Origin of the sequence: Pararhodobacter zhoushanensis (assembly GCF_003990445.1) — a bacterium.
In the GTDB taxonomy this organism is placed as follows: domain Bacteria; phylum Pseudomonadota; class Alphaproteobacteria; order Rhodobacterales; family Rhodobacteraceae; genus Pararhodobacter; species Pararhodobacter zhoushanensis.
The window spans coordinates 493,651-508,141 of the sequence record NZ_REEZ01000003.1 but is presented as its reverse complement, the minus strand read 5'-3'; the positions used below and the strand labels follow the sequence as shown (position 1 = coordinate 508,141).

The window sequence follows — 14,491 nt, the reverse complement described above, 5'->3', positions numbered from 1 at the left end:
CGGCGCTCCAACTTTATGCCCTAAATATCCCGGGGGGCGGGCCTGCAAGGCCCGGCGGGGGGCAGCGCCCCCCGAGCGGGCCGAGGGGGCTCGATGCCCCCGAGGCCCGCCGCGCCCGGTCTCAGACCTTCATCTCGAAACCCAGATGCTTGGCGACGGTGAAGATGTCCTTGTCGCCGCGACCCGACAGGTTCACCACGATTATATGGTCCTTGGGCAGACCCGGCGCGATCTTGGCGACATGGGCCATCGCATGCGCGCTTTCCAGCGCGGGGATGATGCCCTCGGTCCGGCACAGCTGCTGGAACGCCTCCAGCGCCTCGTCATCGGTGATCGACACATACTCGGCCCGGCCGATATCGTGCAGCCACGAATGTTCCGGCCCGATGCCGGGATAATCGAGGCCCGCCGAAATCGAGTGCCCCTCAAGGATCTGACCGTCCGCGTCCTGCAACAGATACGTCCGGTTGCCGTGCAGCACGCCGGGGCGCCCGCCGGTCAGCGAGGCGCAATGCTCCATGCGGTCGTCGACGCCGTGGCCGCCGGCCTCGACCCCGATGATACGCACCGATTCGTCATCGAGGAACGGGTGGAACAGCCCCATCGCGTTCGAGCCACCGCCGACACAGGCGACGATGGTGTCAGGCAGACGACCAACGCCTTCCTGCTCTTCCAGCTGCCAGCGGGTTTCCTTGCCGATGATCGACTGGAAATCGCGCACCATCGCCGGGTACGGGTGCGGCCCGGCGACCGTGCCGATGCAATAGAACGTGTCGCGCACATTGGTCACCCAATCGCGCAGCGCGTCGTTCATCGCGTCTTTCAGCGTGCCGCGACCGCTGGTGACGGGGATCACCTCGGCCCCCAGCAGGCGCATCCGGAACACGTTGGGGGCCTGACGCTCGACGTCGGTGGCGCCCATATAGACGATGCATTTCAGCCCGAACTTGGCGCAGACCGTGGCCGTGGCCACGCCGTGCTGGCCCGCGCCGGTTTCGGCGATGATCCGGGTCTTGCCCATGCGCCGCGCCAGAATGATCTGGCCCAGCACGTTGTTGATCTTGTGCGCGCCGGTGTGGTTCAGCTCTTCGCGCTTGAGGTAAACCTTGGCCCCGCCCAGCTCATCGGTCAGGCGCTGTGCCAGATACAGTGGCGAGGGGCGACCCACGTAGTTTTTCCACAGATCGTCCATCTCGGCCCAGAAGCTCGGGTCGGTCTTGGCGAACTCGTAGCGCTCTTCAAGTTCAAGGATCAGCGGCATCAGCGTTTCCGAGACGAAACGTCCGCCAAAGATACCGAACCGCCCCGCATCATCGGGGCCGCTCATAAAGGAATTTTTCAGGTCATCAGGCATGGGGATCCCCCTCGTGGCTTGTCTCTGCCTACTCTGTTCCGCCTGCCTCCTGCAACATGGCAATGACATCCGCAAAGCGCTCATCGGGGTCATTTGCCAGATTACCGGGGTCGCGGGTGCTTTGCGGACGTCCACGGTTCGCGAGCGCCCGCGCCATGTCGTGACGCAAGCGCGCCAGTGGCGTCAGCCCGCCGCTGTCTCGGCCGTTGGGATCGGCACCCGCGTCCAGAACGACGCGCAACACCTCGGCCTGCGCACTGCGCGCCGCGCGGTGGCACAGGGTTTCCCACCCTTCCGCGTTGGGCCATCGGGTCTGCGCCGACAACCCGTTGTCAAGCAGCCAGGCGATAACCTGCGGACGCGGCGGACGCATGGCGCGGTCAGCCAGTCGTCGCAGGTCCGGAGTCAGATCGGCCCCTCCATCAACCATCGCTTGCAGCACGGCAGGCGTGGGGCACGAGCCAAACGCCATAACAGGCCGTCGGCTTGTCCCTGCGAGCGGGCGCACGGCAGGGATGTCTGCTTGCGGCGCGGCGGCGCTGACAAAGGGGCTGACGTTGGGATCGGCACCGCGCGACAGGGCACGGCGCACACCATCGGCATCGCAGGTGCTGAGCGCGCTGCGCAGCGCGGCGTCCAGCGCGGGAGGGCTGCGTGCCTGTTCGAGGCTGCAATAGGCAACCAACCCGCCCGCCGTCACCCCGACCCCAACGAGAACGATCACAACAGATGACAACCGCCGCGACGGGCGTTCCCCTTCAGGGCCTTGCACCGGGCCTTTTTTCCGGTCTTGCGTCATGGGGGCCACGGTAGCGCCGCACGGACCGGGTTCAACCCCTCGTCCCGTAACTCTTTTCACCCCCGCGGCCATCTTTTCGGCGAATATTCCGCCGAGCGCCGGAAAAACTTCACAGCTGCGTGAAACTATCTGAACACGCGCGCGTTATCACCTGTAACCCGCGCAAGACGGCCCCGCACTCTGGAGTCCCTCATGGCCCACCGCCTTCTCGTCCTCCCCTTCATCGCTCTGCTCGCGCAGGGGGCGCTGGCGGCGTCTCCGGCACGCAGCACGCAAGCCAGCGGCTCGGTCGCCACGGCCTCGATCACCGTGGGCCTTGTCGGCACGCTCGTCATGACACCCCGCGTTCCCGATGCATCGCTTGATGAGGCAGCGAAAGACCGCCCGGTCACAGGTCTGTGATCACCGCGTGTTGAAACCCTAACACGCCTCCCCCGTTGGTTTGGCAAGGCGCCGGTACGCGGCAGCCAGCCCACTCTGATGAGGTTTCCCATGCGTTTGATCCTGACACTCTCGACCGCCGCGCTTGTGGCGGGCACTGCAGCCTCTGCGCAGACCGCCATTGGCCTGACCGGCGACAGCACGTTGGTGGTGATCAACACAACAACCGCAACGGTTACCGACACGGTCGAGCTGACCTCGGGTCGGCTGTTGGGCATCGACTGGCGGCCCAATACCGAGCAGCTGATCGGCGTGACCAATGACTGGCAAGTGGTCAACATCGACTGGCGCACCGGCCGAATCAGCACCATCGTCAACGTGAACGAGCGCCTGCCAATCGAAGACGGCGTGCCGGTGATCGTCGAGATCAACCCGCAAGCCGATGCGTTGCGCTTCATGTCCGGCACGGTCAACCAACGCGTCGATCTGACGTCGGGCGCGGTCGAGATGGACGGGCCGCTCAGCTTCGACCCGCAGGGAGAGCACAACACCCAGACGCCGATGGTCGTGGGCAGCGCCTATATCAACAGCGTTGGTCGCCCGTCCGAGACGGCGATGTACAACATCGACACCGAGATGAGCGCACTCCTGATGCAGAGCCCACCCAATGATGGCACCAATGTTGTGATCGGGATGCTGGGCGAACAGCTGTCGGGGCTCATCGGCTTTGACATTGCAAGCTCAGTCGAGGGGGAAAACACCGCGTGGCTGGCGGCGAATGGCGCGCTCAATGTCGTGGATCTTGAGACCGGCGCGGTGACGCAGTCGTGGGAACTGCAAGGCGTCGACGGTGAGATCCGCGATCTGGCGATCGTTCCGACGCGCTGACGCCTGCGCCGCGATGCCCGCGCGCCTCAGCCTTTGGCGGCTGCGGTGAAGCGGGCAATCGCGTCGGCGTCCTTGACGCCCGGCGCGCTTTCAACGCCCGACGAGACATCGACCTGCGTCGCCCCGGTGAGCAAAATCGCCTCGCGCACATTGTCTGGCGTCAGCCCCCCGGCCAGCATCCACGGCACCGGCCAGCGCCGACCGGCGATCAGGCGCCAGTCAAACGCCAGACCGTTGCCGCCCGGCAGGACGGCATCGCGCGGCGGTTTGGCATCGACCAGCAGCATGTCGGCCACGCTGCCGTAAGTCGTCAGCGCGCCCAGATCCTCGGGCCCGGCGACGCCGACCGCCTTCATCACCGGCAACCCGTGACGAGCCCGCAATTCGGACACGCGCCCGGGCGATTCTGTGCCGTGCAGTTGAAGAATATCCAGCGGGACTTCGGCCAGTACAGCATCCAGCAGCGCGTCGTCAGGATTGACGAACAGCCCGACACGCGCCAGCCCGACCGGGGACGCCAGCGACAGGTCGCGCGCTTGTGCGATGCTCACCGCGCGGGGGGATTTGGGGAAGAACACCAGACCGCCATAGGCGGCCTGCGCTGCAACCACGGCGTCAATGTCCTGCGGCCGGGTCAGGCCGCAGATCTTCACTCGAACGTTCGCAGACATCGCGGACTCATGTGTCCTTGTCGTCAAGGATCGCCAGAACCTGATCGCGCGGCGCAGTGCTGGTGGTGTTGGCTGGCGCGGCGGGCGTGGTGCCCGCATTGACCCGCGCCAGTTCTTTTTGCGCCTTCTTGCCCTCGACCCGCTGGCCACGCTCGCGCAGCCATTCCCAGATCAGGCCCAGCACCAGACCCAGCCCGACTGCCAGCCCGACGATCACAAACAGCGGCAAGGTCAGCGAATAACCAAACCCGATGAATGCGGTTACGGTGTCCGGCCACAGGGCCAGCGTCACCGGGTCACGGTTGGCCAGCGCCACGGTGACACAGAGCAGCAGGATGATGGCAAGAAAAGCGTAGCGTAGGTATTTCATAAGGTCAGATCAGGGCTCCAGCCCGTTCAGCCGGTCACGCAACAGCTTGCCGGTCTTAAAGAAGGGGACGCATTTTTCCTCGACCTCGACGGTGTCGCCGGTCCGCGGATTACGCCCAACCCTCGCATCTCTTTGTTTGACCGAGAATGCGCCAAAACCGCGCAACTCGACCCGTTCGCCGCGCGAGAGCGCCTCGATGATCTCGTCAAAAAAGGTGTTAACAATTCGCTCAACGTCCCGCTGGTAGAGGTGCGGGTTGGCTTCGGCTAGTTTCTGGATCAGCTCTGAACGGATCATTGCCTCCCCCCCAGGTGGCACATAGTTGAAAAAATGATGCCTTTTCAGGACACCGCGAAGTCTTGTCGACTATAGGACTTTCAAACACACACACAACGAAAACTGCACGAATCCGCATGTTTGCGCCGTCAAATCTCGTTTGGCAGGCATTTGGCCCGCAGAGCGCTGTCGCTTTTGTGACGTTGCGTCGCGAATCGTTTCCCAAAAAAGCGAAGGGCCCCGCTTTCGCGGAGCCCTGTGCTTGTTCTGGCAACCGAAGCTTAGGTGCGGTCGCGCAGAGCGGCGCCGAGGATGTCGCCCAGCGACGCACCGGCATCCGACGAGCCGTACTGTTCCACGGCTTCTTTCTCTTCGGCGATCTCGCGGGCTTTGATCGACAGGCCCAGCTTGCGGGTCTTCGAATCAACCGAGGTCACACGCACGTCCAGCTTGTCGCCGACGCCGAAGCGCTCAGGACGCTGGTCGACGCGGTCACGGGCAAGGTCCGAACGACGGATGAAGGACTTCATGCCGTTGTAGTCGACCTCGATGCCGCCCTCTTCGATCATCGTGACTTCGACCGTGATGATCGAGCCGCGCTTCACGCCGTCAACGGCTTCCGAGAAGGTGTCGGCGCCCAGAGCCTTGATCGACAGCGAGATACGCTCGCGCTCGACGTCGACTTCCAGAACGGCGGCCTGCACCACGTCACCCTTGCGGTACTGCTGGATGGCTTCTTCGCCGCGCTGATCCCACGACAGGTCCGAAAGGTGGACCATGCCGTCGATATCGCCGTCGAGGCCGATGAACAGACCGAATTCGGTGATGTTCTTGACTTCGCCTTCGATACCCGAGCCAGCGGGGTGCGATTCAGCAAACACTTCCCACGGGTTGCGTTGGGTCTGCTTGAGGCCCAGCGACACGCGGCGCTTGGCGCTGTCGATTTCCAGCACCATGACTTCGACTTCTTGCGAGGTCGAGACGATCTTGCCGGGGTGCACGTTCTTCTTGGTCCAGCTCATTTCCGAGACGTGGACCAGACCTTCGACACCCGGCTCCAGCTCGACGAACGCGCCGTAATCGGTGATGTTGGTCACGCGGCCTTTGTGGACCGACGCCAGAGGATAGCTGGCCTCGACCGAATCCCACGGATCGGCTTGCAGCTGCTTGATGCCCAGGCTGATGCGGTGGGTTTCCTTGTTGATCTTGATGACCTGAACCTTGAGGCTCTGGCCGATCGACAGGACTTCGGACGGGTGGTTGATGCGGCGCCAGGCCATATCGGTGACGTGCAGCAGGCCATCAACGCCGCCGAGGTCAACGAAGGCACCGTATTCGGTGATGTTCTTGACGACACCATCCAGCACCTGACCTTCGGCCAGTTTGCCGATGACTTCAGCACGCTGTTCGGCGCGGCTCTCTTCCAGAATGGCGCGGCGCGAGACAACGATGTTGCCACGGCGACGGTCCATTTTCAGGATCTGGAACGGCTGCTTCAGACCCATCAGCGGGCCGGCATCGCGCACGGGGCGCACATCGACCTGGCTGCCGGGCAGGAACGCAACAGCACCGCCCAGATCGACGGTGAAGCCACCCTTGACGCGGCCAAAGATCGCGCCTTCGACACGTTCTTCTTTTTCGTAAGCTTTTTCCAGACGGTCCCAGGCGGCTTCGCGGCGGGCCTTCTCACGGCTCACAACGGCTTCGCCACGGGCGTTTTCGACGCGCTCGAGGTAAACCTCGACTTCGTCGCCGACTTCAACCTCGGGGGCTTCGCCCGGGTTTGCGAATTCTTTCAGGTCGACGCGACCTTCCATCTTGTAGCCCACGTCGATAATGGCTTGGCCCGCCTCGATGGCGATGACCCTGCCTTTGACAACCGTCCCTTCAGAGGGGGTGTCAATTTCAAAGCTCTCTTCAAGAAGAGCTTCGAATTCAGCCATGCTGTTAGCGCTCATGTATGTCAGTTCCTTTGGGTCTGTTTCACTGGCCAGACGGTTGGCTCCGCCGGTCTTATCCTGCCCGTTCAAGAAAGCCGAAAGCGGGCGCCAGAACGGACGCCCGTTGCAAGCTCGCCTCGGGATGGGGCGGGCTATAGACCGAATGTGGCCGGCTGGCAAGCGTTCCGGCCTTGTTTTGCGGGGTCCGGAGTCCCTTGACGGCCTCAGGCGGCTTGCGCGCCGTATCGGCGCGGCGAACAAGGGGGTCGAAATGCGCGAATCCACTTTGAACCGGGGGGGGATGGGTGCTCTCGTCGCTGTTTGCGCTGTTCATGCTGGGGGCCTCGGTCGCGCCCAAGCTGCTGGGCCTGCCCGTGGCCACGCAGACACTGACCGATCTGGGCTGGCCCGATGCGCCGGTACTGCTGATCGGCGGGCTCGAACTGCTCTGCACCCTGCTCTATCTGTGGCCCCCCACCAGCGTTCTGGGTGCGGTTTTGATGATGGCGATCCTTGGCGGCGCGATCACCACCCAGTTGCGCGCGGGCTCGCCCCTTGCCAGCCACACGCTGTTCGGCATCTATCTGGGCGCGCTGATGTGGGCCGGGCTCTGGCTGCGCAACCCGGCCTTGCGGCGCTTGTTCCCGCTGCGGCGCGGCTGACAAACACCCCTTCCCGACTGCGTGAGCCCTGCCCCGGCAGGACTAGGCACAAGCCCGCTTGCTGCTAAGCTGCCCGCCGAGGGAGGAACCACCATGACCATCTATACTAGCCCGTACCCGGATGTAGCGATCCGCGACATCAGCATCACCGAGTACGTTTTCGAAGGGATAGACCCCGAGGCCACCGTACTGATCGACGGCCCGACCGGCCGTGCCGTCACCGGCGCGCAGTTTATGAGCGGCGTCAAGGCACTGGCAGGCGGGCTGACCGCGCGCGGCTATGCGCCGGGCGGCTGCGTCGCGCTGATGGCCCCCAATATCCCCGAGTTCTGCACCGTCTTTCACGCCGTCGCCTGGGCGGGCGGCACGGTGACCACGGTTAACCCGACCTACACAGCGCCCGAGCTGCGTCATCAGCTGATCGACGCAGGGGCCGAGCTGCTGGTGACCATTGCGCCTTTCCTCGACACGGCCAAGGCAGCGGTCGCGGGCACGCGGGTTCGGGAAATCATCCTGATCGGCCCGGATGTCGGCGAAACGCGCGGTCTTGCCGCCTTCATGGGCCAGCCGCTGGCCGAACAGGCGCCTGTCGATCTGGACGACCATCTCGTCTGCCTGCCCTATTCCTCGGGCACCACAGGGTTGCCCAAGGGCGTGATGCTGACCCATCGCAACCTGAGCGTGAACATGGCGCAGTCGCTGGCCCTGGCCCCGCTGGTCGAGCGCGAGCACACCGTCGCCTTCCTGCCGTTCTTCCATATCTACGGGTTGCAGGTTCTGATGAACTTCTATCTCGGGTCAGGCGGGACGCTCGTCACCGTGCCGCGTTTCGATCTGGAGCAGTTCCTGACCCTGTGCCAGACCCACCGCACACCGCGCATGTGGATCGTCCCGCCGGTGGCGCTGGCGCTGGCCAAGCACCCCATCGTTGAGCGTTTTGATCTGTCGACACTGGTTCAGGTCAACTCTGCCGCCGCGCCTTTGGGTGCCGATGTGGCCGAGGCCATGGGCACCCGTCTGAACACCGCCGCGACGCAAGGTTATGGCATGACCGAGGCCAGCCCGGTGACCCACATCACCCCGCGCGGCAAGGGGCGCGCCGGGGCGTCGGGCGTGACGATCCCCAACACCCAGTGCCGCATTGTCGATCCCGTCACGCTGCGCGATCTGCCCACCGGCGAGGATGGTGAGATCTGGGTGAAAGGGCCGCAGGTGATGAAAGGGTATCTGGGCAACCCCAAAGCCACCGCCGAGACCATCGTCGACGGTTGGCTGCGCACCGGCGACATCGGGCATTTCGATGACGACGGCTATCTGTTCATCACCGACCGATTGAAAGAGCTGATCAAGGTCAAAGGGTTCCAGGTTGCCCCGGCCGAGCTGGAGGCGCTTTTGCTCACCCACCCGGCGATCACGGACGCCGCGGTGATCGGCGTACAGGATGCGGATGCCGGTGAAGTACCGATGGCGTTTATCGTATCGGCCAGCGCGCCCAGTCTGGCCGAGGTTCAGGCGTTCCTCGACCCGCAGGTGTCGCATTACAAGCAGATCAAGCGGCTTGAGGTGGTGGACGCGATCCCGAAATCTGCCTCGGGCAAGATCCTGCGCCGTTTGCTGCGCGACAAGATGGCCGAGACCGCCTGACGCAAAGGGGGGGCGCGGCATCCGCGCCCCTGCCCCGGCTCACAATCGGAACAACCCCAGCGCCTGAACCAACGCGCGGTGCGTGTCCTGCGTGCGCGCCCGCGCCACTTCGGTCCCCTGCCGGATCACGTCGAGCACATAGCCCGGATCGCGCGCCAGCTCCGCCCGCCGGTCACGGATCGGTCCGATCAGAGCCTGCAAGACCCCGTCCAGCCGCCGCTTTATCACCCCATCGCCCAAACCGCCGCGCTGATACTGCTCTTTGAGCGCCGCGACCTCAGTGTGGTCCTCGTCGAACGCGTCGAGATAGGTGAACACCACATTCCCCTCCACCCGACCCGGATCGCTCACCCTCAGATGCCCCGGATCGGTGAACATCGCCCTGACCGCCGCCGCGATCTGGTCTGGCGAGGCCGACAGCGCAATCGCGTTGCCGCCCGACTTCGACATCTTCGCCTTGCCGTCTATCCCCGGCAACCGCCCGGCCTTTGGGATCACCGCCCGCGCCTCGGGCAGCACCGATTGGCCCGCCACCGCATTCACCCGGCGCACGATCTCGTTGGTCTGCTCGATCAGCGGGGCCTGATCTTCACCCACCGGCACCACCGTGGCGCGAAAGCCGGTGATGTCAGCGGCCTGCGCCGCCGGGTAACACAGGAACCCCGCCGGAATATCGCGGCCAAAGCCCCGCGCGCGGATCTCGTCCTTGATCGTCGGATTGCGCTCCAGCCGGGCGACGGTGACGAAGTTCAGATACAGCATCGACAATTCGGCCAGTGCGGGCAGGTGCGATTGCAAGCAGATCGTGGATTTCGCCGGATCAATCCCCACCGCCAGATAATCGAGCGCCACCTCCAGCACGCTGCGGCGCACCTTGTCGGGGTCATTGGCGTTGTCGGTCAGCGCCTGCGTGTCGGCCAGCAACAGGAACTGCTCGTGGCTGTCTTGCATCTCAAGCCGGCTTTTCAGCGATCCGGCATAATGGCCAATGTGCAACGGGCCAGTCGTGCGGTCGCCGGTCAGGATAACGGGTTTGGTCATGGTCTCTCCTTGGGGATAAGAGACCGCCGCCGAAGGGGAAGCATTCATGCAAAAGGCCGCCCATGGCGGCGGCCTTGTCGTGACAGGATAGGTTTCAAAACCTGTGTCGCAAGCCGCCTTGTCAGGAGGCCAGCCACCAAGTGTTGGAAATGCGCGTTACCCGTGTCATGCGCGCAGCCCTAGCGCAGGGCCGCGCGCCGCGCAAGCGCGCTCAGCAGAAGCGCTCGGGCCCGATCCATTGCGTGACGTCATAGCGGTCACCATGCGCCCAGCCTACCGGCAGCACCGCGTCGATCCGCGCCAGCGCCTCGGCCGACAGCATGATCTCGGCCCCGCGCAGGCATTCGGCAAAATGCGCGGTCGAGCGGGTGCCGGGGATCGGCAGGATATGCTCGCCCCGCGTGAGCAGCCATGCGTTCGCCAGCGCCGCCGCCGGTTCGCCCATCTCGGCGGCCAAGGCGCGGAAGGCGTCGGTGATCTTCAGGTTCGCCACCAAATTCTCACCCACAAAGCGCGGATTGCTGTGCAGGAACGCAATGTCGCCGATCCGGTCCGGCCGCACCGGGTTATCCGTCAGCATCGACCGCCCCACCGGCGAGAAGGCCACCAGCGACGTGCCCAGCTCGGCGCAGGTCTGCACCAGCCCCAGTTCGGGCGCGCGGGTCTGCAGGCTGTACTCGGACTGCACCGCATCAATCGGCGTCACCGCCGCAGCCCGGCGCAGGGAGGCCGGCGCAATCTCGGAAAACCCGACAGCGCGCGTCTTGCCCGAGGCGCGCAGCTTCGCCAGCGTCTCAGCCACCTCTTCAATCGGGCGATCCGCCTCGCGGCGGTGGACGTAGAACAGGTCCACATGGTCCACGCCCAGCTTCTCAAGGCTCTTGTCCAGCTCGGCTTCCAGATGCGCGGCACTGTTGTCGATCAAGCGCTTGCCCTCGGCATCGCGGCTGATCGCGGCCTTGGTGGCGATGACGAACTCACTGCGCGCGCCGGGGTTCCTGGCCAGATAGCTGCCCATCCAGCGCTCGGACCGGCCCATGCCATAGACGTTCGAGGTGTCGAAATGCGTCACCCCCCGCTCGCGCATCATGTCCAGAATGGCATGCGAGGCCGCTTCATCGGTCGGCCCGTAGAAATCGGCAAAGGACATTGCCCCATAGCCGATGGCCGAAACCTCGATCCCCGACGATCCCAGTTTGCGCGTCTTCATGGCAGTCTCCGCTTTGCTGTTGCCCTTTACCTGCGGCCTTGATGTCGCAGGGTCAAGCCCATGATGCGCCTCACTTTCGCCATTCGTGCACGGCAGGGTTGCGGCTCTTGTTGCTTTGCGAGGGTTCATGGATTTTTCCCCCAATCGTGCGGTGCCGGCCGCCGCCCGCTGTCAGGCCGTCGCCCTGCTGGTTGATGGCGAGAATATCGCCGCCGCGCAGGCTGACAGGATTCTGTCACTGGCCCGCAATCTGGGAACCTTGACGGTTCTGCGCGTCTATGGCGACGCGCGCCGACTGGGCGCGTGGCATGAACGGCCTGACTTCCGGCTGATGCACGCGCATTCGGGCAAGAATGTCACCGACATGCTGCTGGCGATCGAGGCCGTGGAGCTCAGCTATTCCGGTTCAGTCGACGGCTTCGCGCTGGCCAGCAATGACCGCGACTTCGCCCCCCTCGCCCAATCCCTGCGCGCCCGCGGCTTTCCGGTGCTGGGGCTTGCCGGTGCCAAAGTGCCCGACGCGTTTCTGCGCGCCTGTAGCGCCACAGCCTGCCTCACGGCGCCCGACCAGAAACCCGCTCCGCCCCGTCAACCTGCCAGACCTGATGCGCAATCCGAGGCTGCGATTGCACAAGCCGCCCGCACCCTGCTCCTGAGATCGCCAATGGATCCTGCCGCCTTCGGGCATGCGATGCGGGCCGCAGGCCATACACTGCCTGACGGATACCCCCGCTGGCGCAGTTTTCTTCGCGCCAAGATCGCTGATTTTGCGATCACCGGTTCCGGCGACACCACGCTCTTGCGTGTGACCTCAAGAACTCAGACACCCCCAACCGCCGCCCTGTCTGCCCTTGATGCCGAGATCCTCGCGCTCATCACAAAAGCCCCACAAACGCCGCTGACGCTCGGCAAGCATCTCAAGGCCAGCAACCTCGCGCGCGCAGCACCAAACACCCCGTGGGCGAAATATCTCGCCAGCAAGCTACCCCAGATCACCATCACCGGAACCGGCAACGACACCCGCTTCACGCTGGCGTCGAAACGCTGACCCCATCATCTGTCGATAAATATCCTGGGGGGTGAATTTGCGCAGCAAAGAGGGGGGCAAGGCCCCCCTTCTTCCCGTCCAGCGCTGTCAGAACCAGCTCAGAGCTGTTCCATCACCTCGTCCGACGCCTCGAAATTCGCCGTGACGGTCTGCACGTCATCGTCGTCTTCCAGCGCGTCGATCAGCTTCATCAGCTTCTGCATGCCGTCCAGATCCAGCTCGGTCGTGGTCTGCGGCTTCCAGACCAGCTTGGTCGACTCCGACTCGCCCAAAGCGGCCTCCAGCGCGGTCGAGACCTCGTTCACGTCCTCGAACTCGCACCAGATGACGTGCTCGTCTTCCGAGCTTTCCACATCCGACGCCCCGGCCTCGATCGCGGCTTCCATCACCGCATCGACACTGCCGACCTTGGCGGGGTAAACGATCTGCCCCATCCGGTCGAACATGAACCCGACCGAGCCGGTTTCACCCAGATTGCCACCGTTCTTGGCAAAGACCGAGCGCACGTTGGACGCCGTGCGGTTGCGGTTGTCGGTCATCGTCTCGACGATCACCGCCACGCCATTGGGGCCATAGCCCTCATAGCGGATTTCTTCATAGGCGTCGGCGTCGCCGCCAATCGCCTTCTTGATCGCGCGTTCGATGTTATCCTTGGGCATCGACTGCGATTTGGCTTCCTTGACCGCCAGCCGCAGGCGCGGGTTCTTGTCGGGGTCAGGGTCGCCCATCTTGGCAGCGACGGTGATTTCCTTCGAGAACTTCGAGAACATCTTCGAGCGCGCAGCATCCTGCCGGCCCTTGCGATGCTGGATGTTGGCCCATTTTGAGTGGCCTGCCATGGTCGTCTCCGATAATCGTGATCGGGCAGGCTATAGTGCAGTCACACCTCGGCTGGCAAGTCCGGCCTGCAATCCGCGTTGTTTTGCGGCCGTTACACGGCACAAACGCAAACACCCCAGGCTGTGCCCGGGGTGTGGAAATCAATCATCAGCCTTTAAAGCGCCGAGAAATCAGGCCGCGCGGGCGACCAGCACTTCACCGACCTGCTTGGCGGCCCCGGCTTCGTCGATGCCCGAAACGGCAGCGACTTCGCGGGTCAGACGCTCAAGCGCGGCCTCGTAGAGCTGACGCTCCGAGTAAGACTGCTCGCGCTGGTCGTCGGTGCGGTGCAGGTCGCGCACGACTTCGGCGATGGCCAGCAGGTCGCCCGAGTTGATCTTTTGCTCATATTCCTGCGCGCGGCGCGACCACATGGCACGCTTGACGCGGGCTTTGCCTTTAAGAGTGGCCAGAGCCTTGGACACGATGTCGGGCGAGCTGAGCGAGCGCATACCAACGGCTGTCGCCTTGTCGGTCGGCACGCGCAGCGTCATCTTGTCCTTTTCGAACGAGATGACGAAAAGTTCGAGCTGCATCCCGGCGATTTCACGCTCTTCGATCGAGACGATCTGGCCGACCCCATGGGCCGGGTAGACAACAAACTCGTTCGGGCGGAATTCGGCCTTGCGGGTCTTGCTCATGCTGGGCTTCCTCAAGTTGGGCCGGTTTTCAGCGACAGAGACACCCACGGGAAACGTCGTTTCCCGCCGGATCAATCACTGAGGCCAAAAAAAACATCGCACAGGCGAGCAGCACTGCGGATGCCGGGCAGATCATTGTTGTGGCACTCTTGTAACACAAAAATGGTCCGAATCAAAGCACGTAATAAAACGCCCGCTGCACAGCAGCGTGACTGTGAGCGCCATCATGCGCTGCACCTGCATTCCGTTACGTCAGCTGCCCTCGCCCGGCTTTTCCGAGAAGTATTTGGACAGCTTGTCGGCTTCACCGTCGCGATCTGGCGCGTCGGGCAGAGGTTCGCGGCGCTGGGTGATCACCGGCCAGACCTCGGCATATTTGCGGTTCAGTTCGACCCAGCTTTCCAGCCCCGGCTCGGTATCCGGGCGAATCGCGTCCGCCGGGCATTCCGGCTCGCAGACACCGCAGTCGATGCATTCATCCGGGTGGATAACGAGGAAATTTTCACCCTCGTAGAAGCAGTCGACGGGGCAGACCTCGACGCAGTCGGTGTACTTGCAGGCAATGCAGTTGTCGATCACGACATAGGTCATGGCTGATCTCGCAGTTAACTCGATGCGGACTTAACGTCCTTGGGACGATCAATCAAGGCAGGTCGGGCAAGTTGCGGCAAAGCAACCGCGATCTGA

At 63.9% G+C, this 14,491-nt stretch carries 16 protein-coding genes; 5 read left to right on the top strand and 11 right to left on the bottom strand.

The genetic code is table 11. The features are described 5' to 3' along the window. Positions 1-121: 121 nt before the first annotated feature. Together trpB and EAE28_RS10590 are read right to left on the bottom strand one after the other, a co-directional pair. On the bottom strand, positions 122-1,354 hold the full coding sequence (gene trpB / locus EAE28_RS10595; RefSeq protein ID WP_127105914.1) for a tryptophan synthase subunit beta: 1,233 nt from the start codon (positions 1,352-1,354) through the stop codon (positions 122-124). A gap of 28 nt (positions 1,355-1,382) precedes the next feature. Continuing rightward, a complete protein-coding gene (locus EAE28_RS10590; protein WP_164736607.1) occupies positions 1,383-2,078 on the bottom strand; it encodes an ankyrin repeat domain-containing protein in 696 nt (231 codons plus the stop codon). Positions 2,079-2,345: 267 nt separating this feature from the next. On the opposite strand from EAE28_RS10590, the gene EAE28_RS10585 reads away from it, so the two are divergent. Both EAE28_RS10585 and EAE28_RS10580 read left to right on the top strand, forming a co-directional pair. Beyond that, positions 2,346-2,555 carry a hypothetical protein gene (locus EAE28_RS10585; RefSeq protein WP_127105910.1) on the top strand — a complete coding sequence of 70 codons (210 nt, stop codon included), beginning with the start codon at positions 2,346-2,348 and terminating at the stop codon, positions 2,553-2,555. A 90-nt stretch (positions 2,556-2,645) separates the two neighbouring features. Next, the gene (locus EAE28_RS10580; RefSeq protein ID WP_127105908.1) at positions 2,646-3,422 is read left to right on the top strand and encodes a DUF4394 domain-containing protein; all 777 of its coding nucleotides are present in this window, start codon (positions 2,646-2,648) and stop codon (positions 3,420-3,422) included. A 26-nt stretch (positions 3,423-3,448) separates the two neighbouring features. On the opposite strand, the gene EAE28_RS10575 is transcribed toward EAE28_RS10580, so the two are convergent. The 4 genes from EAE28_RS10575 to rpsA form a co-directional block, all read right to left on the bottom strand. Further along, the gene (locus tag EAE28_RS10575) at positions 3,449-4,093 is read right to left on the bottom strand and encodes a phosphoribosylanthranilate isomerase (RefSeq protein ID WP_127105906.1); all 645 of its coding nucleotides are present in this window, start codon (positions 4,091-4,093) and stop codon (positions 3,449-3,451) included. 7 nt (positions 4,094-4,100) lie between these two features. Then, entirely contained in the window at positions 4,101-4,463 is a 363-nt protein-coding gene (locus tag EAE28_RS10570; protein WP_127105904.1) for a lipopolysaccharide assembly protein LapA domain-containing protein, read from the bottom strand. A 9-nt stretch (positions 4,464-4,472) separates the two neighbouring features. Further along, positions 4,473-4,760, bottom strand: a complete 288-nt coding sequence (ihfB, locus tag EAE28_RS10565; RefSeq protein ID WP_127105902.1) for an integration host factor subunit beta — start codon at positions 4,758-4,760, stop codon at positions 4,473-4,475. A gap of 260 nt (positions 4,761-5,020) precedes the next feature. Beyond that, positions 5,021-6,697: a 30S ribosomal protein S1 gene (gene rpsA, locus EAE28_RS10560; protein WP_127105900.1), complete on the bottom strand. Its 1,677-nt coding sequence runs from the start codon at positions 6,695-6,697 to the stop codon at positions 5,021-5,023. A gap of 287 nt (positions 6,698-6,984) precedes the next feature. Between rpsA and EAE28_RS10555 the strand changes: the two genes are divergently transcribed. Both EAE28_RS10555 and EAE28_RS10550 read left to right on the top strand, forming a co-directional pair. Further along, positions 6,985-7,341 carry a DoxX family protein gene (locus tag EAE28_RS10555; protein ID WP_246022328.1) on the top strand — a complete coding sequence of 119 codons (357 nt, stop codon included), beginning with the start codon at positions 6,985-6,987 and terminating at the stop codon, positions 7,339-7,341. A gap of 93 nt (positions 7,342-7,434) precedes the next feature. Further along, positions 7,435-8,985 carry an AMP-binding protein gene (locus EAE28_RS10550; protein ID WP_127105898.1) on the top strand — a complete coding sequence of 517 codons (1,551 nt, stop codon included), beginning with the start codon at positions 7,435-7,437 and terminating at the stop codon, positions 8,983-8,985. Between the two features lie 39 nt (positions 8,986-9,024). Here the strand turns inward: EAE28_RS10550 and trpS are convergent, their stop codons facing one another. After that, positions 9,025-10,026 carry a tryptophan--tRNA ligase gene (gene trpS / locus EAE28_RS10545; RefSeq protein ID WP_127105896.1) on the bottom strand — a complete coding sequence of 334 codons (1,002 nt, stop codon included), beginning with the start codon at positions 10,024-10,026 and terminating at the stop codon, positions 9,025-9,027. A 211-nt stretch (positions 10,027-10,237) separates the two neighbouring features. After that, positions 10,238-11,236, bottom strand: a complete 999-nt coding sequence (locus EAE28_RS10540) for an aldo/keto reductase (RefSeq protein ID WP_127105895.1) — start codon at positions 11,234-11,236, stop codon at positions 10,238-10,240. Between the two features lie 127 nt (positions 11,237-11,363). Here EAE28_RS10540 and EAE28_RS10535 point away from each other — a divergent pair, with 127 nt between their 5' ends. Continuing rightward, positions 11,364-12,284, top strand: a complete 921-nt coding sequence (locus tag EAE28_RS10535) for an NYN domain-containing protein (RefSeq protein WP_127105893.1) — start codon at positions 11,364-11,366, stop codon at positions 12,282-12,284. A gap of 98 nt (positions 12,285-12,382) precedes the next feature. Here the strand turns inward: EAE28_RS10535 and EAE28_RS10530 are convergent, their stop codons facing one another. The 3 genes from EAE28_RS10530 to fdxA form a co-directional block, all read right to left on the bottom strand. Beyond that, entirely contained in the window at positions 12,383-13,123 is a 741-nt protein-coding gene (locus tag EAE28_RS10530; protein WP_127105891.1) for a YebC/PmpR family DNA-binding transcriptional regulator, read from the bottom strand. Positions 13,124-13,294: 171 nt separating this feature from the next. Beyond that, positions 13,295-13,804: a CarD family transcriptional regulator gene (locus EAE28_RS10525; protein ID WP_127105888.1), complete on the bottom strand. Its 510-nt coding sequence runs from the start codon at positions 13,802-13,804 to the stop codon at positions 13,295-13,297. Between the two features lie 252 nt (positions 13,805-14,056). After that, positions 14,057-14,395 (bottom strand): ferredoxin FdxA, encoded by a 339-nt coding sequence (gene fdxA, locus EAE28_RS10520; protein WP_127105886.1) that lies wholly within the window; start codon positions 14,393-14,395, stop codon positions 14,057-14,059. Positions 14,396-14,491: the final 96 nt, after the last annotated feature.

What these genes read in the sequence shown, in the direction of transcription:
- trpB (WP_127105914.1), bottom strand. Translation starts at nt 1,354, where the DNA reads ATGCCTGATGACCTGAAAAATTCCTTTATGAGCGGCCCCGATGATGCG.
- EAE28_RS10585 (WP_127105910.1), top strand. Translation starts at nt 2,346, where the DNA reads ATGGCCCACCGCCTTCTCGTCCTCCCCTTCATCGCTCTGCTCGCGCAG.
- EAE28_RS10580 (WP_127105908.1), top strand. Translation starts at nt 2,646, where the DNA reads ATGCGTTTGATCCTGACACTCTCGACCGCCGCGCTTGTGGCGGGCACT.
- EAE28_RS10575 (WP_127105906.1), bottom strand. Translation starts at nt 4,093, where the DNA reads ATGTCTGCGAACGTTCGAGTGAAGATCTGCGGCCTGACCCGGCCGCAG.
- EAE28_RS10570 (WP_127105904.1), bottom strand. Translation starts at nt 4,463, where the DNA reads ATGAAATACCTACGCTACGCTTTTCTTGCCATCATCCTGCTGCTCTGT.
- ihfB (WP_127105902.1), bottom strand. Translation starts at nt 4,760, where the DNA reads ATGATCCGTTCAGAGCTGATCCAGAAACTAGCCGAAGCCAACCCGCAC.
- rpsA (WP_127105900.1), bottom strand. Translation starts at nt 6,697, where the DNA reads ATGAGCGCTAACAGCATGGCTGAATTCGAAGCTCTTCTTGAAGAGAGC.
- EAE28_RS10550 (WP_127105898.1), top strand. Translation starts at nt 7,435, where the DNA reads ATGACCATCTATACTAGCCCGTACCCGGATGTAGCGATCCGCGACATC.
- trpS (WP_127105896.1), bottom strand. Translation starts at nt 10,026, where the DNA reads ATGACCAAACCCGTTATCCTGACCGGCGACCGCACGACTGGCCCGTTG.
- EAE28_RS10540 (WP_127105895.1), bottom strand. Translation starts at nt 11,236, where the DNA reads ATGAAGACGCGCAAACTGGGATCGTCGGGGATCGAGGTTTCGGCCATC.
- EAE28_RS10535 (WP_127105893.1), top strand. Translation starts at nt 11,364, where the DNA reads ATGGATTTTTCCCCCAATCGTGCGGTGCCGGCCGCCGCCCGCTGTCAG.
- EAE28_RS10530 (WP_127105891.1), bottom strand. Translation starts at nt 13,123, where the DNA reads ATGGCAGGCCACTCAAAATGGGCCAACATCCAGCATCGCAAGGGCCGG.
- EAE28_RS10525 (WP_127105888.1), bottom strand. Translation starts at nt 13,804, where the DNA reads ATGAGCAAGACCCGCAAGGCCGAATTCCGCCCGAACGAGTTTGTTGTC.
- fdxA (WP_127105886.1), bottom strand. Translation starts at nt 14,395, where the DNA reads ATGACCTATGTCGTGATCGACAACTGCATTGCCTGCAAGTACACCGAC.